Here is a 20,548-nt window from a genome sequence, read left to right as displayed (position 1 = left end):
CGCCGCCCCGGCGCGGGACGGGCCTCAGACGTCGATGCGGTCGCGCGAGAGCGTCTCGGAGCCGCGGACGATGAAGTCCTTGCGCGGCGCCACCTCGTTGCCCATCAGCAGCTCGAAGACCCGGCCCGCGTTCTCGGCGTCCGACACCTTGACCCGCCGCAGCGTCCGCCGCGAGCGGTCCATCGTCGTCAGCGCGAGCTGGTCGGCGTCCATCTCGCCGAGGCCCTTGTAGCGCTGGATCGGGTCCTGGTAGCGCCGGTTCGCCTTCGACAGCCCGGCGAGGACGCCCTGCAGCTCCTTCTCGGAGTAGGTGTAGATCGTCTCGTTCGGCTTCTTCCCGGAGTTCATCACCACGACGCGGTGCAGCGGCGGCACCGCGGCGAAGACCCGGCCGGCCTCGACCAGCGGCCGCATGTAGCGGAAGAACAGCGTGAGCAGGAGCGTGCGGATGTGCGCGCCGTCGACGTCGGCGTCGCTCATCAGGATGATCTTCCCGTAGCGCGCGGCCGGCAGCTCGAAGGAGCGACCGGATCCGGCCCCGATCACCTGGATCATCGAGGCGCACTCGGTGTTCGAGAGCATGTCGGCGATGCTCGCCTTCTGCACGTTGAGGATCTTGCCGCGGATCGGCAGCAGCGCCTGGTACTCGCTGTTGCGGGCGAGCTTCGCGGTGCCCAGCGCCGAGTCGCCCTCGACGATGAACAGCTCGCTGTTCTCCACGTCGTTGCTGCGGCAGTCGACGAGCTTGGCCGGCAACGAGGAGGACTCGAGCGCGTTCTTGCGGCGCTGGGTCTCCTTGTGCGCACGGGCCGAGATCCGCGACTTCATCTCGGCGACGAGCTTCTCGAGCAGCTGCGACATCTGCGCCTTGTCCTCGCGCTTCGTCGAGGCGAACACGGCACCGAGGGTCGAGGTGATCGTCTGCGCGACGATCGCGCGCACCGCCGGGGTGCCGAGGACCTCCTTCGTCTGGCCCTCGAACTGCGGCTCGGGCAGGCGCACGGTCAGCACCGCGGTGAGACCCGCGAGCGCGTCGTCCTTCTCCAGCTTGTCCGAGCCGGCCTTGAGCTTGCGGGCGTTCGCCTCGACCTGCGCGCGGAGCAGCTTCAGCAGCCCCTGCTCGAAGCCGGTCTGGTGGGTGCCGCCCTTGGGTGTCGAGATGATGTTGACGAAGCTGCGCAGCACGGTCTCGTAGCCGGTGCCCCAGCGCAGCGCGATGTCGACCTCGCAAGTGCGCTCGACCTCGGTGGGCACCATCGCGCCGCCGGGGGTGAGCACCGGCACGGTCTCGGCGAAGGTGCCGCTGCCGGTGAGCCGCAGCACGTCGGTGACGGCCGCGTCCGGAGCGAGGAACTCGACGAACTCCGAGATGCCGCCGTCGTAGCGGAACATCTCGGCGCGGCGCTCCTCCTCGCGGTCGTCGACGATGTCGATCGTGAGCCCCGGCACCAGGAAGGCGGTCTGCCGGGCCCGGGTGACGAGATCGTCGGTCTGGAAGGCGGCGCCCTTGGTGAAGATCTGCCGGTCCGCCCAGTAGCGGACCCGCGTCCCGGTGACGCCCCTCTTCACCTTGCCGACGATCTCCAGCTCGGAGCCGTTCTCGAACGGCGAGAACGGAGCGTCCGGGGTCGGCTCGCCCGAGTCCGCGAAGCGGCCCGGCTCGCCGCGGTGGAAGGACATCCGGTAGGTGCGGCCGTCGCGGTCGACCTCGACGTCCAGCCGCTCCGACAGGGCGTTCACGACCGAGGCGCCCACGCCGTGCAGGCCGCCCGAGGCGGCGTACGAGCCGGAGCCGAACTTGCCGCCCGCGTGCAGCTTGGTGAAGACGACCTCGACGCCGGTCAGCCCGGTCTTGGGCTCGATGTCGACCGGGATGCCGCGGGCGCGGTCGCGGACCTCGACGCTGCCGTCCTTGTGCAGCACCACGCTGATCTCGGTGCCGTGCCCGGCGAGGGCCTCGTCGACCGAATTGTCGATGACCTCCCAGAGGCAGTGCATCAGCCCGCGGGAGTCCGTCGAGCCGATGTACATGCCGGGACGCTTGCGCACCGCCTCGAGGCCCTCGAGGACGGAGAGGTGCCGTGCGGAGTAGTCGGTGGAGGCCATCCGATCAGTCTAGGTTCGAGGGACGACACCCCGGCCGCGGCGCGGCGGAGCGCGATCACGGTGCTCACGGCCTGGGAAGTGCGCCGGGGGACCTACGCGCAGAGCGAAATGCCACGGGATCGACTCTGCCGGGAAACATCCGCGTGCTTTGATGGTTGGACCAAGGGAAGGACGGAGCCGAGAGGCCGAGTCCACCGAAGTCGAAGACCCGAGCGCAGGAGGCCACGTCATGTCGACCACAGCAACCCAGAACGGCGTGGACGAGCTCGCTGGATCGCAGCAGCTCTCCGCGGCAGACCGCTGCGACAGCTGCGGAGCCCAGGCCTACATCCGTGTCGTGGTGAACAGCGGAGAACTGCTGTTCTGCGCGCACCACGGCAAGAAGTACCAGGAGAAGCTCTCCAGCATCGCCCAGAGCTGGCACGACGAGTCGGCGCGCCTCTTCGAGGAGCAGCGCCCCTAGTCGGTCCGCCCACCTCGCCGGTGGGGAGCGGGACTCCCTACCGGCCGACTCCGAGCCGCTTCGCGATCACTTCGCGGGCGGCTCGAGCTGTCTCATCCGCCGCGCGGATCCGCTCGTCCCGGGTCGAGTAGAGCAGCCCGCGCCGCTCGGCCACCCGGTGCAGGATCGCATCGGCGAGGACGGGGTTCTTCGCCAGCACGGGACCGTGCAGGTGCGTGCCGAGCAACGACCCCGCGGCGTAGCCCTCCGCTCCCCCGCCGTCGCCGGTGCCGTGCAGCACCCGGCCGAGGACGTGGGCGGGGTCGATGCCCTCGAAACGGCGGGCGTGGTTCTCGAAGCCGACGAGGACGCCCGCGCTCGACTCGACGACGAGGTCGTCCGTCGACCGCTCGGCGGTCACCGCACGACCGGGGAGGACCCCGATGCCCGCGACGACGGCCTGGGGCGTCGCGAACGACTCGGCGAGCAGCTCCCAGCCCGCGCCGACGGCGACGACCTCGGTCTCGTCGCGCACCCAGCCGTGGACCGTGTCGCCGACGGCGCGGAGGAGGTCGAGCACGGCGGGCAGGTCCTCGTCCGCTCCCGTGCCGGCCACGAGCACATCGGGCCGCTCGGAGAAGTCGGCCTCCTCGCGCAAAGGCAGGACGCGGGCGTCGAGACCGGCCCAGCCGGCGCGTGCCGCGAGGACGCGGGCGTTCGCCGCGTCGCCGTTGCTGTCCAGGACGTCCGGGGCGAGCACGCCGATCAGCAGGGTGGTCACGCGGTCTCCTCGCGGTTGGAGGCGAGCTGGAGGTGGGCGCGGGTGCGCCGCATCGAGTCGGCGGAGAAGACGATCGTCTTCCGCCCGTGGCTCGGAGCGGGCAGCGCGAGGAAGGTGTCGAGCGCCCGGCCGAGGTCGTCGTCGACCGCGTCGATCGCGACCCCGTCGTAGCGCAGCTGCAGCGCGGCCTCGTGCGCCTTCGAGCCGGAGACGACCCGCACCCGCCCTAGGCGGGCGGTGTCGACCGGCCAGAAGTAGGACGGGTCGCGGACGTCGGAGCCGAGGGCGAGCATGATCTGCTCGGTGCCCTCGGGGATCTCCGCGATGTTGAGGCGGTAGCTCGCCGGGTTCTGCACCAGGACGAACTCGACCTCCTGGCCGCGCACCGTCACGTTCTCGCCGCGCCCGAACACGGGGTCGATCGAGGAGAGCGCCTCCGCGGTGATCGCGGGGAGGAAGCGGGTGCCGAGGATCGCGCGCGCCGCGGAGACCGCCGAGGCGGCGTCGACCGCGTAGTGCACGCCGCGGGCGGGGAGGCGGACGTCGAGGACGTCGCCGTCGCTCCGGATCGTCGCCGCGGCACCGGTGGTCGTCTCGACGACGGTCGTCGCGCGCCCGTCCTGGCCCTCGGCGTCGGCCGCGTAGCCGAGCCCGCCGACGGCGGCGGCGCGGACGGCTGCGGAGGCGCCGTACCAGCGCAGGCGGTCACTCGGCAGGCTCGTCGCGATGTCGGCGACGTGGCGGTCGTCCGCGTTGAGCACGACCGGACCCGTGGCCCGGCTCGCGATCGTCGCGAGCATCCGGGCGACCATGGCCGGGTCGAAGAAGCGGTCGATCTGATCGACGACGACGTTGGTGAGCAGCACGACGCGCGGGCTCATCCGGGGCGCGAGACGCGCACCGTGACCCTCGTCCATCTCGAGGACGGCGATGTCCGCGTCGATCCGGCCGCGGAGGTCGGTGCGCTCGAGCAGCGCCGAGGTCAGCCCCTGGGCGATGTTCGCGGTGGAGGGGTTGGTGAAGACGCGCAGCCCGTGGGCGCGCAGGACGGCCACCAGCATCTTGGTCGTCGTCGACTTCCCGGCCGAGCCGGTGACGACGACGAGGCCGTCGGTGAAGCCGTCGAGCACGGCCGGGAGGAAGCCCGGCGCAAGGCGGTTCACGACGAGTCCGGGCACGGCGGAGCCTCCGCCGGGCTTGCGGACGCGCGCTGCGAACCGGGCGGCCCTCCCGAGGAGGACCGCCGGCGCGTAGCGGATCACCGGCTTACTCGAGGTAGTCGCGGAGCGACTGCGAGCGAGACGGGTGGCGCAGCTTGGCCATCGTCTTGGACTCGATCTGGCGGATGCGCTCGCGCGTCACGCCGAAGGTGTCGCCGATCTGGTCGAGCGTCTTGGGCATGCCGTCTCCCAGGCCGAAGCGCATGCGGATCACGCCGGCCTCGCGCTCGGAGAGGGAGTCGAGCAGCGACTCGAGCTGCTTCTGCAGCATCGTGAAGCCCACCGCGTCGGCCGGCACGACCGCCTCGGTGTCCTCGATGAGGTCGCCGAACTCGCTGTCGCCGTCCTCACCCAGGGGGGTGTGCAGCGAGATCGGCTCGCGGCCGTACTTCTGCACCTCGATGACCTTCTCGGGGGTCATGTCGAGCTCGCGGGAGAGCTCCTCGGGCGTGGGCTCGCGGCCCAGGTCCTGCAGCATCTGGCGCTGGACGCGGGCGAGCTTGTTGATGACCTCGACCATGTGCACGGGGATGCGGATGGTGCGGGCCTGGTCGGCCATCGCGCGGGTGATCGCCTGGCGGATCCACCACGTCGCGTAGGTCGAGAACTTGAAGCCCTTGGTGTAGTCGAACTTCTCCACCGCGCGGATCAGACCGAGGTTGCCCTCCTGGATCAGGTCCAGGAACTGCATGCCGCGGCCGGTGTAGCGCTTGGCGAGGCTGACCACGAGGCGGAGGTTCGCGCCGAGCAGGTGGCTCTTGGCCCGCTGCCCGTCCTTCGCGACCCAGCGCAGCTCGCGGACGAGCTCCGGGCTGAGGTCGCTCGAGTTGGCGAGCTTGTCCTCGGCGAAGAGGCCCGCCTCGATGCGCATCGCGAGCTCGACCTCCTCGGCCGCGTTCAGGAGCGCGACCTTGCCGATCTGCTTCAGGTAGTCCTTGACCGGGTCGGCCGTGGCGCCGGTGATCGCCGTCGAGTAGACGGGGACCTCGTCGTCGTCGCCGCCGAAGGAGAGGACGAGCGCGCCGCTGGGCAGCGGCTCGGCCGGAGCGGCGGCCGCGACGACCGGCGTCTCGGTGTCGTCCTTGGCCTCGGTCTCGGTCTCCTCGACCACGACCACCGTCTCCTCCTCGTCCACGGCATCGCCGTCGACGTCCTCGGGCTCGGCGGCGTCGGTGGGCTCCTCCTCGGCGGAGGCGGGAGCCGCGGCCTTGGTGGTCGCGCGGGCGCGCGTGGTCTTGGCCGCCGGCTTGCGCGCGGCGGGCTTCTTGGTCGTCGTCACGTCGTCGTCGACGGCGTCGAGCGTTGCGGTCTTGGTAGCTCTGGTGGCCATGGCGGCACCTCTCCATCCGTTGCGTCCCGGCTGCGGGCGAGGCCGGGAGGCGTCGTCCGTCGGTGGGCATTACGAGGACCCATGTCAAGTCGAGGGGATCGCACGCCCGACGTGGGCGCCGTGCTCCTCGACCCGAACGGGTCCTATTGACAATTATTGCACGCCTGAGTAGTGCGGCCGTGCGCTCAGGGCTTCGGCACTCCGGGAGGAGTCCGACGCGGGGCCATGCGGGGCCTCGCGGGGGGACGGGGAAGGGCGGGTCCGACGGTCAGCGTCCTGCGCGGCCACGACGGAGACGGTCGTTCAATGCAACCCACAGAGGGGCCACCGTTATTCCCTCGTCCTCGGCGAGCCGGCGCCGGGTCCTGCGGCGCGCCGTGATCAGCCCGATCACGCCCGCTCCGACGACGACGTACTGGATGCACCAGGCGAGCCGGAAGTGGTCCATCGAGTAGAGCCGGGCGGAGTCCGCGCCCGGCCCTGCCAGCGAGTCGAGCAGCAGCCCCATCAGGAACATCATCGTGAAGCTCGCGAGGAAGCCGCCGACGTTCACCACGCCGTTCGCGGCGCCGAGGCTCCGGGACGGGTTGAAGGTGCGCGCGAAGTCGAAGCCGATCATCGATCCCGGCCCGCCGGCGCCGATGACGATCAGCAGCAGGACGATCAGCCAGTACGGCGGCACGCCGGGCCAGAGCAGGACGACGGTCCACGCCACAGCCATCGCCGAGACGATGCCGAGCACGAGGTTGCTCCGCCGCATCGGGTGCCGGGCAGTGAGGACGCCGAGGATCGGGCCGACGACGATACCGGCGACCACGACGATCGTCAGCGTCGGAGCGGCGACTCCCGGCTCGAGTCCGATCGCGTAGACGAGGAAGGGATACCCCCAGAGCAGCGTGAACACGGTGCCGGAGGACTGCGTCACGAAGTGCGACCAGAAGCCCAGCTGCGTGCCCGGGCGGCGCAGGCTGACACCCAGCTGGGCGATCGTGGCGCGGAGCGTCGGCGGCACCAGGACGATCGGCTCGGTCCGCGGCGGGACGTCGGTGATCAGCAGGAGCACGCCGAGGAAGGCGACGGCGCCGATCCCGGCGACGGAGAGGAAGGCGGGGGTCCAGCCCGCCGCGTGCAGGATCGCGGCGAAAGGCAGGGCGGAGAGGATCTGGCCGACCTGCCCGATGTTGCCGATCCACTGCGAGAGCTGCGGGACGATCGGTCCGCTGAACCAGGTCACGGTCAGCCGGATCACCGAGGTGAAGATCGCCGCGTCGCCCGCACCCACCAGGATCCGGCCGACGATCGCGACGCCGAGGGACGGCGCGAAGGCCAGGACGATCTGGCCGACCATCATCAGCGCGGTCCCGCTGAGGATCAGCGTCTTCGGCCCGAAGCGGTCGATGAGGATGCCGACCGGGATCTGCATGCCGGCGTAGACGATCAGCTGGACGACGGCGAGCGAGGAGAGCATCGCGGCCGAGATGCCGAACCGCTCCGCGGCGTCGACGCCCGCCACTCCGAGCGTCGTGCGGTCGAGGACGGCCACCAGGTACGCGAAGGCACCGGCACCGAAGACGAACCAGGCTCGACGAGATCGCACTCGGCAGAGACTACCAAGCGCGGCCCGCCTGCTATTGGGCCGTGGGCTCCTCGCCGGGCCGCTTGATCGCCAGGAACTTCTCCAGCTCGGCCGCGAGCGCGTCGGCGGTCGGGACGAAGCCGTCCTCGTCGGTGAGCGGCGAGCGCAGGCTCGTCCCCTCCATGTAGGTGTCGTGCCGCGACTCGAGGGCCGCGACCAGCTTCTGCAGCTCCTCGTTCGAGCCGACCTGCTCGTCGACCTTCGCGAGGAACTCGCGACCGCTCTCGCGGAGGCTGTCGGTCGGGAAGATCAGCCCCGTCGACGCCGAGATGCTCTCGAGCGCGGCGACGGCCGCCTGGGGGTAGGCGGTGTCGGAGAGGTAGTGCGGGATCAGCAGGGCGAAGCCGACGGCCGGGAGCGCCCGGTCGTAGAGGCGGAGCTCGAGCAGGTGCAGGACGTTCGCGGGCACCTGGGTGACCGGCTTCCAGACCGACATGGCCTCGATCAGGTCCTCGCGGTTGCCGCTGACGGTCACGCCGACCGGCCGGGTGTGCGGGACGGGCATCGGGATCGCGTGCACCCAGGTGGTGCTCGCGACCTCGAGCCGGTCGATGAGCTCGAGCACCGCCCTGGTGAAGCGCTCCCACTGGTAGTCCGGCTCGAAGCCGGTGAGCAGGAGGAACGGCTGGTGCAGCTCGTCGTGCGCGAGCGAGAGGCGGAGGCTCGCCGGGGTGTAGTCGGTGAGGTGGTCCTGATCGAAGGTGATGATCGGCCGGCGTGCGCGGTAGTCGAGCAGCTGGTCGGGATCGAACTCGACGACGGTCCGGTGCTCGAGAGTGCCGTGCAGGTGCTCGGCGAGCTGGCCGACCGCACCTCCGGCATCGGCGAACCCGGTGAGGCCGGCCACGAGGTGGAGGCCCCGCGGGACGTCGGCGAGGTCGCCCTCGATCGCGAAGAGGTCTGCAGGATCCGGCATGCGATCCAGCCTAGACGGCCCACCGGGGCGGCTCCCCGGCGGCGCTGAGCCCTGAGCGAACAGCCGCGACGGGGCGGCAGAGCGCCGTCCCGGCCGCGCCTAGCATTGCGCTCATGCCCCTCTCCTCTCTCGAGTACACGACCGTCCCCGCCTCCGATCTCGACACCGGCGCTCTCGTCCTCGGCGTCGCGCCCGGACCGGACGGGCCCCGTCTCGTCGGCGTCGACGGCTTCGACGACCTCGTCGCCGCGCTCCCCGCGCTCGGGGTGACCGGCTCCGCGGAGTCGCTGACGCGGGTCCCCTCCTCCGTCCGCGCCGGCGTCGTCGTCCTCGTCGGCCTGGGCTCCGCGGAGCCGAGCGCCACCGTGCTGCGCACTGCCGCCGGACTCGCGGTCCGCAGCCTCGCCGGCACCGCCTCGGTCGCCCTCGCCCTGCCCACCGGCGACGAGGACGCGCTCGCAGCCGTCGCCGAGGGAGCCGCGCTCGGCTCCTACAGCTACACCGCCTTCCGGCACAGCACCCTCGACGCCGCGAAGGCTCCCGTCGAGCGCGTGCTCCTCGTCACCTTCGACGAGTCCGCCGACGCGGCCGTCCTCGAGCGCGCCCTGGTCGTCGGTCGCGCCGTGTCCGCCGTGAAGGACCTGGTCAACGCCCCGCCGTCGCACCTCTATCCGCAGACCCTGGCCGAGGCCGTGCAGGAGGGCGTCGAAGGGCTCCCCCTCGAGGTCACGGTCTGGGACGAGTCGGCGCTCGAGCGCGACGGCTTCGGCGGCATCCTCGGCGTCGGCAGCGGCTCGTCGCGCCCGCCGCGCCTCGTCAAGATCGCCTACTCCCCCGAGAGGACGCCGGAGTCGGCGACGGTGAAGCACCTCGCGCTGGTCGGCAAGGGCATCACCTTCGACAGCGGCGGACTCTCCCTCAAGCCGCCGGCCTCGATGATCGGCATGAAGGACGACATGACCGGCGCGGCGACGGTCTACGCGGTCGTGCGCGCGGTCGCCGAGCTCCGCCTGCCGGTGCGGGTCACCGCCTGGCTCTGCATCGCCGAGAACATGCCCTCCGGCACGGCCATCCGTCCGAACGACGTGCTCACGATCCGCGGCGGGAAGACCGTCGAGGTCCTCAACACGGACGCCGAGGGCCGCCTCGTGCTCGCCGACGGCCTCGTCGCCGCGAGCGAGGAGCAGCCCGACGCGATCGTCGACGTCGCGACGCTGACCGGCGCCGCCGTCGTCGCGCTCGGCAACCGCTACACGGGCGTGTTCGGCGACGACGAGCTGGTCGCCTCCGTGCTGGAGTCGGCGCGCAGCACGGGCGAGCTCTTCTGGCACATGCCGCTCCCCGCGGAGCTGCGCCCGCTGCTCAACTCCGAGATCGCCGACATCGCCAACATCAAGCCGGGCAACACCGCCGGCGGCATGCTGATCGCCGCGCACTTCCTCCAGGAGTTCGTCGGCAGCCGCGGCGAGGGCCCGGACGCGGCGCGCATCCCCTGGGTGCACCTCGACATCGCCGGCCCGGCGAACAACGGCGGCGGCGGGTACGGCTTCACCGGCACCGGCCCCACCGGGGTCTCGGTCCGCGCCCTCCTCGCCCTGGCCGAGGGCCTGGCGAGCGCGTAGTAGGGTCGACGGGGCGGGATCTCCCGCCTCGTCCCCCCTCCGACCGGCCCGCGCACAGGCGCGGGGATCCGCGGAGGCGAGGGGAACCGCACGTCGCAAGGGAGTCACTGGGTGTCGGAAGAGCGCTACGACCTGGTCGTGCTCGGAGGTGGCAGCGGCGGGTACGCGGCGGCTCTGCGCGCGACCCAGCTCGGGATGAGCGTGGCGATCGTCGAGCGCGACAAGCTCGGCGGCACCTGCCTGCACCGCGGCTGCGTCCCGACCAAGGCCCTCCTGCACGCCGCCGAGCTCGCCGACGGCGCCCGCGATGCGCAGAAGTACGGCGTCCTCGCCGGCTTCCAGGGCATCGACGTCCCCGGCGTCACGCGCTACCGCGAGGGCGTCGTCGCCGGCAAGTACAAGGGACTGCAGAGCCTCGTCTCCGCACGCGGCATCACCGTCGTCTCCGGTGAGGGCCGGCTGACCGGGCCGACGACCGTCACAGTCGGCGAGCACGTGCTGCACGGCGGCTCGATCGTCGTCGCGACCGGCTCCGCCTCGCGCACCCTCCCGGGCATCGAGATCGGCGGCCGCGTGATCACCAGCGACCAGGCCCTCGAGCTCGACCACGTCCCCGAGCGGGTCGTCGTGCTCGGCGGCGGTGTCATCGGCGTCGAGTTCGCCAGCGTCTGGCGCTCCTTCGGTGCCGAGGTGTCGATCGTCGAGGCGCTCCCCCACCTCGTGCCGAACGAGGACGAGAGCGTCAGCAAGCAGTTCGAGCGCGCCTTCCGCAAGCGCGGCATCTCCTTCACCCTCGGCTCGCGCGTCACCGGCGTCGTCCAGACCGACGACGGCGTCTCGGTCTCGCTCGAGAGCGGGGCGAGCGTCGAGGGCGACCTCCTCCTCGTCGCGGTCGGCCGCGGCCCGGTCACCGCGGGGCTCGGCCTCGAGGAGATCGGCGTCACGCTCGACCGCGGCTACGTGATCACCGACGAGCGCCTGCAGACCTCGGTCCCCGGCGTCTACGCCGTCGGCGACATCGTGCCCGGCCTGCAGCTCGCGCACCGCAGCTTCCAGCAGGGGATCTTCGTCGCCGAGGAGCTCGCCGGCCTGAAGCCGCAGACGGTGGCCGACCTCAACATCCCGAAGGTCACCTACAGCGACCCCGAGGTGGCGTCCGTCGGTCTGACCGAGGCGCGAGCCGTCGCCGAGTACGGCGCCGACCGCGTCGCGAGCTACGACTACGGTCTCGGCGGCAACGCGAAGAGCACGATCATCGGCACCGCCGGCTCCGTCAAGGTCGTGCGCGTCGTCGACGGGCCCGTCGTCGGCGTGCACATGATCGGCGCCCGCGTCGGCGAGCTGATCGGCGAGGCCCAGCTCATCGTGAACTGGGAGGCGCACCCCGAGGACGTCGCCCCCTTCGTGCACGCGCACCCGACCCAGAACGAGGCGCTCGGCGAGGCGCACCTCGCGCTGGCGGGGAAGCCGCTGCACGCCCTCTAGGACCATCGCGGGACGGCGACCGGCCGTTCCCGCCTCACTAAACTGAAACCACGTACACAAGCGTCTTAAGGAGACAGGCTCATGAGCGAATCCGTCAGCCTCCCGGCACTCGGAGAGAGTGTCACGGAAGGAACGGTCACCCGCTGGCTGAAGAACGTCGGCGACCGCGTCGAGGTCGACGAGCCGCTGCTCGAGGTCTCGACCGACAAGGTCGACACCGAGATCCCTTCGCCCGTCGCCGGTGTCATCGAGGAGATCCTCGTCCAGGAGGACGAGACCGTCGAGGTCGGCGCCGAGCTGGTGCGCATCGGCGACGGCTCCGGAGCCGCGTCCGAGCCCGAGGCCCCCGCCGAGGAGCCGGCCGCCGAGGAGTCGCCCGAGGCCGAGGCCGCCGAGACCGAGCCGACCGACGAGGCCACCCCGTCCGTCGACGCGGAGACCGAGGAGGAGGCTCCGGCCCCCGCCGAGCCCGAGCCGGCCCCCGCCGCCGAGAAGCCCGCCGCTCCGGAGGCGTCCGCCCCCGCTCCGTCGGTCCCGGCTCCCGCCGCGGCCGCTCCGGCCCCCGCTGCCGCCGCCCCCGCGCCGGCCGCGACCCCCGAGCCCACCGACTCGAACCCCGGCTACGTCACCCCGCTGGTGCGCAAGCTCGCCGGCGAGAACGGCATCGACCTCTCCACCCTCACCGGCACCGGTGTCGGCGGGCGCATCCGCAAGCAGGACGTGCTCGACGCCGTCGAGGCCGCCAAGTCGGCTCCCGCCCCGGTCTCGGCTCCGGCCGCCGCCGCTGCGAAGGCCGCTCGCACGCCGCTCGAGACCTCGCCCCTGCGCGGCACGACGCAGCCGATGACCCGCCTGCGCAAGGTGCTCGCGCAGCGCGCCGTCGAGTCGATGCAGTCGACCGCCCAGCTCACCTCGGTCGTCGAGGTCGACGTCACCGCCGTCGCCCGCTTCCGCGACTCGGTCAAGAAGACCTTCAACGAGAAGACCGGCGCCAAGCTGTCCTTCCTGCCGTTCTTCGCCCTCGCGGCCGCCGAGGCCCTCAAGGCCTACCCGGTGATCAACTCGACGCTCGACGGCGACTCGATCGTCTACCCGGACCACGAGAACATCAGCATCGCGGTCGACACCGAGCGCGGCCTGCTCACGCCGGTCCTGAAGAACGCGTCGGAGCTCACCCTCGCCCAGATCGCCAGCACCATCGGCGACCTCGCGGAGCGCACCCGCAACAACAAGCTCAAGCCCGACGAGCTGGCCGGCGGCACCTTCACCCTGACGAACACCGGCTCGCGCGGTGCGCTGTTCGACACGCCTGTCGTGTTCCTGCCGCAGACCGCGATCCTCGGCACCGGCATCGTCACGAAGAAGCCGGCCGTCGTGCAGGTCGACGGCAGCGACGCGATCGCGATCCGCTCGACCGTGTTCCTCGCCCTCTCCTACGACCACCGCACGGTCGACGGCGCCGACGCGGCCCGCTTCCTGGTGGCCATCAAGGAGCGCCTCGAGGAGGGCTCGTTCGAGAACGACCTCGGCATCTGACGCCGCCACGCTGACGCGCCGCACTAGCGGCCGCCGTCGGTGAAGACGTCGCGGAGAAGCCATGCGGCCTCCGTCCTGATCATCAGGACGGAGGCCGTCGTCGTTCCCGGATCCGGACCGACGGCGACCACGGCGGAGGCGCCGTTCACGTCCACGCGCACCGCGGTGACGGCGGAGGCCGGCGTGCGGAGCGCGGCGAAGGCGGAGCCCCCGTCGACGCGGATCGGCGAGTCGGGGGTGGTCAGCGCCTCCGCGCAGGCGCTGTCCGAGCCTCCGCAGTGCCGGGCCGCCGCGAGCAGGGCCGTCGCCGCCTCCTCCGCCCCGAGCTCCGCGCCCGGCGGCCGGACCGTCGGCCCAGCGCTCGACGGCGCCGGTGCCGGTGCCCGTGTCGGCGTCGCCACGGCTCTCACCGGCGGTGGAGGTGTCCCTCCCGCGGTCGCTGGCGCGGTGGCGGTCGCCGTCGCCGGTACCGGCCTCGTCGGAGCGACAGGACTCGGCGCCGGGGTCCGCGTCGACGGCACCGGCGCCGGTGCCGGTGCCGGTGCCCGAGTCGACGCGGCCGTCTCCGCTCCCGTGCTTCGATCGGGGCCGAGACCCGTCATCACCAGCGCGCCGACGAGGACGACGGCCGCGGTCACGAGGAGGCCGCGGCGGCGGACCGCCGACGTGCGCACCCGATCGCGCCAGCCGTCCAGCGGATGCGTGCGGCGGTGTCGTGCGGGCGGGCTCTCGACGACCCCGGTCGGCCGCTCCCAGCCCGCCGCCGTCTCGGGCCGCTGCGCCGCGCGGAGCGGCAGCGGCGCCGCGGAGCGGTAGAGGAGCGCCTCCAGCGCCGCGAGGTCGTCGTCGTCCCGCGGGCTCCCCCGCCAGGCGGGGCAGCTCCTGCGGCAGCGGCCGAGGAGTCCGATCACCGCGGCCACGACGTCGGCCTCGGTCGATCCCGTCGACGCCTCGGTGAGCAGCAGCACCGGACGCCCCTCCTCCGTCAGCCCGATCGCCTCCGCACCGGGGAGCGGGTGGACTCCCGCCGCCGCCGCGTCTTGCAGTGCGCCGACGACCGGCGCGAGGAGGGTGACGACGACCCCAGGCGGCAGCACCGCACCGGACTCGAGCACCTGCTCGAGTGTCGAGACGACGGCCGGGGTGGTGAGGAGGACGGCTCCGTGGGCGTGCACCCCGACGTCGACGAGGCGCTGCCGATGCTCGTGCGGCGCGAGCCGCTCTATCCCCGACCCCAGCGCGCCCTCCGCCCGCTCCTGCGAGAGCAGGAGAGCGTTCAGGAGCCGGCCGTCGCCGTCGCGGACGACCGGCCCGAGCGCCCCGGAGCCCACCACGGCGTGACCGGCGATCCCCTCGAGCGGCCGTCCGCCGCTCCGTTCGCTCTCACCGCTCGCTGCCATGCTCCGAGAGTGCCGCTCGAGCCGGCCCGCCGGGGCGGCGGAGGTCCGATCGGTGGACGGATCGGCCGTCCTGTCGCTGGGGAGGAGGGGAGGTCCGGCGGATCCGCTCGGATCGGTCTCCCCCACCGGGTCCGCTCGGTATCCTGGAGGAATGGCACGCAGCACGGAACCGTCGACGAAGGCGGTCAAGGAACCAGGACGTCTCAAGCAGATGTGGCAGGTGTTCCAGATGACCCGCCGCTACGACAGCAGCGCGGTCTGGATCATCCTGCTGGCGTTGCTGGTCCCGATCCTGATCGGGATCCTCCTCGGCGTCCTCCTCGGCGACGGCAACGGCTTCGTCATCGCGCTCTGGATCGTCGTCGGCGTGATGGCCGGACTCGTCGCCGGACTCGCTGTCCTCTCCCGCCGCGCCGAGCGCGCCGCCTACGGGCAGATCGCCGGGCAGCCGGGCGCCGTGGGCGCCGTCCTGCGCAGCGGTCTCCGCGGCACCTGGACCGGCGGCGAGATGCCGGTCGCCGTCAACGGCAAGACGCAGGACGCGGTCTACCGCGCCGTCGGCCGCGGCGGTGTCGTGCTGATCGCGGAGGGCCCGACCGGCCGCACCAAGCGCATGCTCGAGGACGAGCGCCGCAAGGTGACCCGCATCCTCCCCAACGTCCCCGTCACCTTCGTGAACGTCGGCCCCGACGAGGGCGCCGTCCCGCTGCACAAGGTCCCCCGCGCTCTCGCGAAGACGAAGAAGGTGCTGACCAAGGCGGAGGTCCTCGCCGTCAAGAACCGCCTCGCCTCGCTGAACACCTCGCTGCCGATCCCGAAGGGCGTCGACCCCTTCAAGGTGCGGCCGCAGCGCTCCCGCTGACGCACGGGACGAGCACACGAACGGGCCGGTCGGGATCACTCCTGCCGGCCCGTTCGTCGTTCCCGGACGACTGCCCGGTCAGTAGCGGACGAGCACCGTGCCCGCGACCTTGTCGTGGAAGCCGCGCTGGTCCGAGTCCCAGACGAGGGCGGGGACGAGCACGGCGAGGAGCACCGACCGCACCAGCGGACGCCAGACGCCGACCCAGCCGCCGCCGAGGCGGACGACGCGCAGGCCCAGCAGCCGGTGGCCGAGGCTCCCGCCGATGGTCGGGATGAAGACCGCCTGCAGCACCACGAAGAGGACGATGCTCGCCCAGCGGTCGTAGCCGAAGAAGACGAAGGACAGCAGCGCGACGATCGCGAAGTCGACGGCGAGGGCGGCGAAGCGGCGACCGGGCCGGGCGATCGACATCCGGCCGGTCTCGGGGAGCCCGAGCCGCTCCCCCGGCCGCGTGCTCGGGGCGACGTCGGCGAAGGTCCTGCGCTCGGGTGCTGGCATCCTCCGATGCTACCCGCGCAGCCCGCGCGCCCGCCGGGAGCGGAGGCCGGCGGCGACCCGCTCGGCGGGACCCCGTGTAACACGCCCGAAACACGAGGGACACGGCGGGGTAACCGCCGGTGACTACTGTGGAACGGCTGCGTCTGCAGCCACCCGTTACGCCATTGGAGACCTTTGCATGTTTAAAGATTCTTCCGAGGTGCTCAAGTTCATCAAGGACACGGACGTCAAGTTCCTCGACATCCGGTTCACCGATCTCCCCGGTGTCCAGCAGCACTTCAACATCCCCGCCTCGACGGTCGACGAGGAGTTCTTCTCCGTCGGCCAGCTCTTCGACGGGTCCTCGATCCGCGGATTCGCGAACATCCACGAATCGGACATGCAGCTGATCCCTGACGTGACCACCGCCTACGTGGACCCGTTCCGCGTCGAGCGCACGCTGATCATCGTCTTCGACATCTACAACCCGCGCAACGGCGAGATCTACTCGAAGGACCCGCGCCAGGTCGCCAAGAAGGCCGAGAAGTACCTCGCGTCGACCGGCATCGCCGACACCGCGTTCTTCGCCCCCGAGGCCGAGTTCTACATCTTCGACGACGTGCGCTACGAGGTCACCCAGAACTCCGCGTTCCACTCCGTCGACTCCGTCGAGGGCGCCTGGAACTCGGGCCGCGTCGAAGAGGGCGGCAACCTCGGCAACAAGACCCCCTACAAGGGCGGCTACTTCCCGGTCAGCCCGGTCGACAAGCAGGCCGACCTCCGCGACGACATCTGCCTCAAGCTGATCGACGCCGGCCTCATCCTCGAGCGCTCGCACCACGAGGTGGGCACCGGCGGCCAGGCGGAGATCAACTACCGCTTCGACACGATGGTCCACTCCGCGGACGACATCCTGAAGTTCAAGTACATCGTCAAGAACACGGCCGAGCAGTGGGGCAAGACCGCCACGTTCATGCCGAAGCCCCTCTTCGGCGACAACGGCTCGGGCATGCACACCCACCAGTCGCTCTGGAACGACGGCAAGCCCCTGTTCTACGACGAGAACGGCTACGGCGGACTCTCCGACGTCGCGCGCTGGTACATCGGCGGCCTGCTCAAGCACGCCCCCGCCGTCCTCGCGTTCACGAACCCGACGGTCAACTCGTACCACCGCCTGATCCCGGGCTTCGAGGCGCCGGTCAACCTGGTCTACTCGGCCGGCAACCGCTCCGCGTCGATCCGCATCCCGATCACCGGCACGAACCCGAAGGCCAAGCGCATCGAGTTCCGCGCGCCCGACGCCTCCGGCAACCCGTACCTCGCGTTCGCCGCCCAGCTGATGGCGGGCCTCGACGGCATCAAGAACCGCATCGAGCCGCACGAGCCCGTCGACAAGGACCTGTACGAGCTGCCCCCGGAGGAGGCCAAGCTCATCCCGCAGGTCCCCGCCTCGCTCGAGGAGGCCCTGGCCGCCCTCGAGGCCGACCACGACTTCCTGCTCCAGGGCGGCGTGTTCACCCAGGAGCTCATCGAGACCTGGATCGACTACAAGCGCGAGAAGGAGATCAAGCCCCTCGCGCAGCGCCCGCACCCCTTCGAGTTCGAGCTGTACTACGGCGTCTGATCCGACGCACCGCAGCGCTCGCGCACTGCACGAAGGGCCGTTCCTCCCCGGAGGAGCGGCCCTTCCGCGTTCCCGGCCCGTTCCGCGGGCGTCAGCGGTAGGTGGGCGCGTCGACCTCGACCGGGCCGTAGAACCGGCGCTCGAAGACGGCGCGGGCCCGGCGGGTGACGCCGAGGTAGTCGTCCTCGAGCTGCGTCGCGGAATCGGCGGGGTACTCCAGGAGCCGCGCCACGCCGTCCAGCTGGCGGCGGTCGGCCGGCAGCACATCGGCGGTGCGGTCGGTGAACAGGGTCATCGCCGAGCGCACCCGCGACGCGAGGAGCCAGGCCGCGCGCAGGCGCTCGGCGTCGGGCGGCGAGATCAGCTCCGCCTCCTCCGCCACGCTCAGCGCGGTCAGCGTCGAAGTGGTCCGCAGCGCCGGGATCGTGCGCGCGTGCTGCAGCTGCAGCAGCTGCACCAGCCACTCGACGTCGCTCAGCGAGCCGCGGCCGAGCTTGAGGTGACGCTTCGGGTCGGCGCCCTGCGGCAGCCGCTCGCTCTCGACGCGGGCCTTGATCCGCTTCACCTCGCGGATGTCGCGGTCCGAGATCGCCGCCGGGTAGCGGACGCCGTCGGCCAGCTCCTCGAAGTCGGCGATCAGCGCGGCGTCGCCGGCCACCCCACGAGCGCGCAGCAGTGCCTGCGCCTCCCACGTCAGCGACCAGCGTGCGTAGTAGGCGCGGTAGGAGTCGAGGGAGCGCACCAGCGGACCGTTCTTGCCCTCGGGGCGCAGATCGGCGTCGAGGTCGAGCGGTAGCCGCGAGTCCTCGGTGAGGCGCACGAGCTCGGCGACCAGGAACTGCGCGTAGAGCTGCGCCTCGTGCGGGTCCGCCCCACCCGGTCGCTGCACGTACATCACGTCCGCGTCGGAGCCGAAGCCCAGCTCCGCTCCCCCGTAGCGCCCCATGCCGATCACGGCGAACGCCGCGGCGGACCCGCGGCGACCGGTGCTCGAGCGGCGAACAGCCGCGAGCACGCCGCCCAGGAGCGCGGAGATGATGTCGGAGAGGCTCGTCGCGATCTCCTCGATCGTGCTCAGCCCGAGAACGCCGCCCATCGCGGTGCGAAGCACCTCCCGGCGGCGCATGCCCCGCAGCGCCGTGGCGACCGCCTCCGGAGTCTCGTGCCGCGCGAGCACCGCGCGAACCTCCTCGGCCAGCCCCTCGGCACTGCGCGGACGCAGCGCGTCGTCGTCCTCGAGCCACGCCGCCGACTCCGGGATGCGGTCGAGCAGCTCGCCGACGAAGCGCGAGCCGGAGAGGACCGTCGTCAGGCGCTTCGCGGCCCCGGAGGAGTCGCGCAGCATCCGGAGGAACCAGGGCGTGCCGCCGAGGATGTCGCTGAGGCGCCGGAAGGCGAGGAGCCCGTAGTCGGGGTCCGCGCCGTCCGCGAACCACTGCAGCATCACGGGGACGAGGTGGCGCTGGATGCTCGCGCGCCGCGAGACGCCCGAGGTCATCGCGGCGATGTGGCCGAGGGCGCCGCGCGCGTCGGCGAAGCCGATGGCCGCCAGCCGGGCCTCGGCCTGACCGGTCGACAGCTCGATTCCGCCGTCGGGCAGCGCCGCCACAGCGGAGAGCAGCGGGCGGTAGAACAGCCGCTCGTGCAGTCCGCGGACGCGGTGCTTGATCGAGTTCCAGACGGTGAGGAGCTCCTCGGCGCTGCGGGCGAGACCGCTCGCCCGGGCCAGGGTCCGCAGCTCGTGCTCGTCCCGCGGCATCAGGTGGGTGCGCCGGAGCCGCCGCAGCTGGAGCCGGTGCTCGAGCAGGCGCAGCGCGCGGTAGTCCTGCGCGAACTCCTCCGCCGCCGCGCGGCCGATGTAGCCGCGGTCGGCGAGAGCACCGAGGGCCAGCAGGGTGCCCGGCATGTGGATCTCGTCGTCGGTCTGGCCGTGCACAAGCTGGAGCAGCTGGACCGTGAACTCGATGTCGCGCAGCCCGCCCGGCCCGAGCTTGATCTGGTAATGCACGTCGTTCTGGGGGATGTTCTCGGTGACGCGCTCGCGCATCCGCTGCACCGACTCGACGAAGTTCTCCCGCGACGCGCTCGACCAGACTTTCGGCGCGACGGCGTCGACGTAGGCGCGGCCGAGCTCGAGGTCGCCCGCGAGCGGGCGGGCCTTCAGCAGGGCCTGGAACTCCCAGCTCTTCGCCCAGCGGTCGTAGTAGGTGATGTGCGATTCCAGGGTCCGCACGAGCGCGCCCTGCTTCCCCTCCGGCCGCAGGTTGGGGTCGACCTCCCAGAGCTCCGGCTCGAGCGCGAGCGCGGAGGTGCCGCGCATCAGCAGGACGGCGAGCCGGGTCGCGATGTCGATTGCGCGGGCGTTCGAGAGGCCGCGCTCGGGGTCGCCCTCGGCCACGAAGATGACGTCGACGTCGCTGACGTAGTTGAGCTCGGAGGCGCCGGCCTTGCCCATCCCGATGACGGCGAAACGGGTCGCCACGACCTCCTCGCGAGAGAAGCGACCGGGTCCGGAGCCCGCGATCAGGTCGGCGCGCGCCACGGCGAGCGACGCCTCCAGGGCCGCCCCCGCGAGGTCGGCGAGGGTCCGGGCGACGCGATCGATCGCCGCGACGGGATCCGCCTGGCCGAGATCGTGCACGACGACGCGGGTGAGCAGTCGGCGGTAGCGGACCCGCAGGGCCGTCCAGCCGTCCTCCTCGTGCAGCGTCGCGACGCCGTCGACGGCGCCGACCGAGTCGAGCAGCTCCTGCTTGAGCTCGCCGCGACCCGGAAGGACCCGGACGGGGTCGAGGAAGCCGATGAGCTCGTCGGGCCGGCGCTGCAGGAAGTCCGCGAGACCGGAGGACGCCCCCAGGACGAGCAGCAGGCGCGTGATCGCGGCGTCGTCCGCGAGCACCGCGTCCATCCGGCCGCGGTGGCTGCGCAGCAGATCGAGCAGCGCGCCGAGCGCCGCGTCGGGATCGGCAACCGTCGCGAAGGCCGGCACCACCGACTCGAGCGAGCGGCCCGCGAGCTCCTCCGCCTCGGCGAGCCGAGCCCCGGTCTCGCCGAGTGCGGCGAAACCGAGGCGGGCGACCTCGCTCAGCGTGCGTTCGCGGGGCATGG

Annotated in this window: 15 protein-coding genes; 6 read left to right on the top strand and 9 right to left on the bottom strand. The window is 72.0% G+C overall.

Features of this window, described 5'->3' with window-relative positions; all coding sequences use genetic code 11:
* Positions 1–24: 24 nt before the first annotated feature.
* Positions 25–2,106 carry a DNA topoisomerase IV subunit B gene (locus tag EDF17_RS07260; RefSeq protein ID WP_123445852.1) on the bottom strand — a complete coding sequence of 694 codons (2,082 nt, stop codon included), beginning with the start codon at positions 2,104–2,106 and terminating at the stop codon, positions 25–27.
* 229 nt (positions 2,107–2,335) lie between these two features.
* Here EDF17_RS07260 and EDF17_RS07255 point away from each other — a divergent pair, with 229 nt between their 5' ends.
* A complete protein-coding gene (locus tag EDF17_RS07255; RefSeq protein WP_123445851.1) occupies positions 2,336–2,569 on the top strand; it encodes a hypothetical protein in 234 nt (77 codons plus the stop codon).
* Between the two features lie 37 nt (positions 2,570–2,606).
* Here EDF17_RS07255 and EDF17_RS07250 read toward each other — a convergent pair whose 3' ends face one another.
* From EDF17_RS07250 to EDF17_RS07230, 5 genes are all read right to left on the bottom strand, one after another.
* Positions 2,607–3,329, bottom strand: a complete 723-nt coding sequence (locus EDF17_RS07250) for a cobyric acid synthase (protein WP_123445850.1) — start codon at positions 3,327–3,329, stop codon at positions 2,607–2,609.
* The gene (locus EDF17_RS07245) at positions 3,326–4,591 is read right to left on the bottom strand and encodes a Mur ligase family protein (RefSeq protein ID WP_123445849.1); all 1,266 of its coding nucleotides are present in this window, start codon (positions 4,589–4,591) and stop codon (positions 3,326–3,328) included. Before EDF17_RS07245 ends, EDF17_RS07250 begins: the two co-directional genes overlap by 4 nt.
* Positions 4,592–4,595: 4 nt before the next feature.
* A complete protein-coding gene (locus EDF17_RS07240; protein WP_123445848.1) occupies positions 4,596–5,879 on the bottom strand; it encodes an RNA polymerase sigma factor in 1,284 nt (427 codons plus the stop codon).
* 268 nt (positions 5,880–6,147) lie between these two features.
* Complete coding sequence (locus tag EDF17_RS07235) at positions 6,148–7,476, bottom strand: MFS transporter (RefSeq protein ID WP_123445847.1); 1,329 nt, start codon at positions 7,474–7,476, stop codon at positions 6,148–6,150.
* Between the two features lie 31 nt (positions 7,477–7,507).
* Entirely contained in the window at positions 7,508–8,431 is a 924-nt protein-coding gene (locus tag EDF17_RS07230; RefSeq protein WP_123445846.1) for a PAC2 family protein, read from the bottom strand.
* Between the two features lie 113 nt (positions 8,432–8,544).
* On the opposite strand from EDF17_RS07230, the gene EDF17_RS07225 reads away from it, so the two are divergent.
* The 3 genes from EDF17_RS07225 to sucB all read left to right on the top strand — a co-directional run bounded on the left by EDF17_RS07225 (position 8,545) and on the right by sucB (position 13,074).
* Positions 8,545–10,053, top strand: a complete 1,509-nt coding sequence (locus EDF17_RS07225; protein ID WP_123445845.1) for a leucyl aminopeptidase — start codon at positions 8,545–8,547, stop codon at positions 10,051–10,053.
* Between the two features lie 111 nt (positions 10,054–10,164).
* Complete coding sequence (lpdA, locus tag EDF17_RS07220; RefSeq protein ID WP_123445844.1) at positions 10,165–11,538, top strand: dihydrolipoyl dehydrogenase; 1,374 nt, start codon at positions 10,165–10,167, stop codon at positions 11,536–11,538.
* An 81-nt stretch (positions 11,539–11,619) separates the two neighbouring features.
* Positions 11,620–13,074, top strand: a complete 1,455-nt coding sequence (sucB, locus tag EDF17_RS07215; protein ID WP_123445843.1) for a 2-oxoglutarate dehydrogenase, E2 component, dihydrolipoamide succinyltransferase — start codon at positions 11,620–11,622, stop codon at positions 13,072–13,074.
* 23 nt (positions 13,075–13,097) lie between these two features.
* Here sucB and EDF17_RS07210 read toward each other — a convergent pair whose 3' ends face one another.
* On the bottom strand, positions 13,098–14,474 hold the full coding sequence (locus EDF17_RS07210) for a hypothetical protein (protein WP_133671940.1): 1,377 nt from the start codon (positions 14,472–14,474) through the stop codon (positions 13,098–13,100).
* 151 nt (positions 14,475–14,625) lie between these two features.
* On the opposite strand from EDF17_RS07210, the gene EDF17_RS07205 reads away from it, so the two are divergent.
* The gene (locus EDF17_RS07205; protein WP_123445841.1) at positions 14,626–15,336 is read left to right on the top strand and encodes a DUF4191 domain-containing protein; all 711 of its coding nucleotides are present in this window, start codon (positions 14,626–14,628) and stop codon (positions 15,334–15,336) included.
* Between the two features lie 78 nt (positions 15,337–15,414).
* Here the strand turns inward: EDF17_RS07205 and EDF17_RS07200 are convergent, their stop codons facing one another.
* Positions 15,415–15,837: an RDD family protein gene (locus EDF17_RS07200; RefSeq protein ID WP_123445840.1), complete on the bottom strand. Its 423-nt coding sequence runs from the start codon at positions 15,835–15,837 to the stop codon at positions 15,415–15,417.
* Between the two features lie 178 nt (positions 15,838–16,015).
* On the opposite strand from EDF17_RS07200, the gene glnA reads away from it, so the two are divergent.
* Entirely contained in the window at positions 16,016–17,440 is a 1,425-nt protein-coding gene (gene glnA, locus EDF17_RS07195) for a type I glutamate--ammonia ligase (RefSeq protein ID WP_123445839.1), read from the top strand.
* Positions 17,441–17,531: 91 nt separating this feature from the next.
* Here glnA and EDF17_RS07190 read toward each other — a convergent pair whose 3' ends face one another.
* The gene (locus tag EDF17_RS07190) at positions 17,532–20,546 is read right to left on the bottom strand and encodes a bifunctional [glutamine synthetase] adenylyltransferase/[glutamine synthetase]-adenylyl-L-tyrosine phosphorylase (RefSeq protein WP_123445838.1); all 3,015 of its coding nucleotides are present in this window, start codon (positions 20,544–20,546) and stop codon (positions 17,532–17,534) included.
* Between the last annotated feature and the right edge of the window lie 2 nt (positions 20,547–20,548).

This window comes from Rathayibacter sp. PhB1 (genome assembly GCF_004362935.1).
Taxonomy (GTDB): Bacteria; Actinomycetota; Actinomycetes; order Actinomycetales; family Microbacteriaceae; genus Rathayibacter; species Rathayibacter festucae.
Note: the sequence above shows the minus strand (reverse complement) of the source record. Positions and strands in the feature narration are given on the sequence as shown.

Bases quoted from the DNA above. Each gene is read 5' to 3' on its own strand.
- EDF17_RS07200 (WP_123445840.1), bottom strand. From the start codon at position 15,837: ATGCCAGCACCCGAGCGCAGGACCTTCGCCGACGTCGCCCCGAGCACG.
- EDF17_RS07190 (WP_123445838.1), bottom strand. From the start codon at position 20,546: ATGCCCCGCGAACGCACGCTGAGCGAGGTCGCCCGCCTCGGTTTCGCC.
- EDF17_RS07210 (WP_133671940.1), bottom strand. From the start codon at position 14,474: ATGGCAGCGAGCGGTGAGAGCGAACGGAGCGGCGGACGGCCGCTCGAG.
- EDF17_RS07225 (WP_123445845.1), top strand. From the start codon at position 8,545: ATGCCCCTCTCCTCTCTCGAGTACACGACCGTCCCCGCCTCCGATCTC.
- EDF17_RS07255 (WP_123445851.1), top strand. From the start codon at position 2,336: ATGTCGACCACAGCAACCCAGAACGGCGTGGACGAGCTCGCTGGATCG.
- EDF17_RS07260 (WP_123445852.1), bottom strand. From the start codon at position 2,106: ATGGCCTCCACCGACTACTCCGCACGGCACCTCTCCGTCCTCGAGGGC.
- glnA (WP_123445839.1), top strand. From the start codon at position 16,016: ATGTTTAAAGATTCTTCCGAGGTGCTCAAGTTCATCAAGGACACGGAC.
- sucB (WP_123445843.1), top strand. From the start codon at position 11,620: ATGAGCGAATCCGTCAGCCTCCCGGCACTCGGAGAGAGTGTCACGGAA.
- EDF17_RS07230 (WP_123445846.1), bottom strand. From the start codon at position 8,431: ATGCCGGATCCTGCAGACCTCTTCGCGATCGAGGGCGACCTCGCCGAC.
- EDF17_RS07205 (WP_123445841.1), top strand. From the start codon at position 14,626: ATGGCACGCAGCACGGAACCGTCGACGAAGGCGGTCAAGGAACCAGGA.
- EDF17_RS07240 (WP_123445848.1), bottom strand. From the start codon at position 5,879: ATGGCCACCAGAGCTACCAAGACCGCAACGCTCGACGCCGTCGACGAC.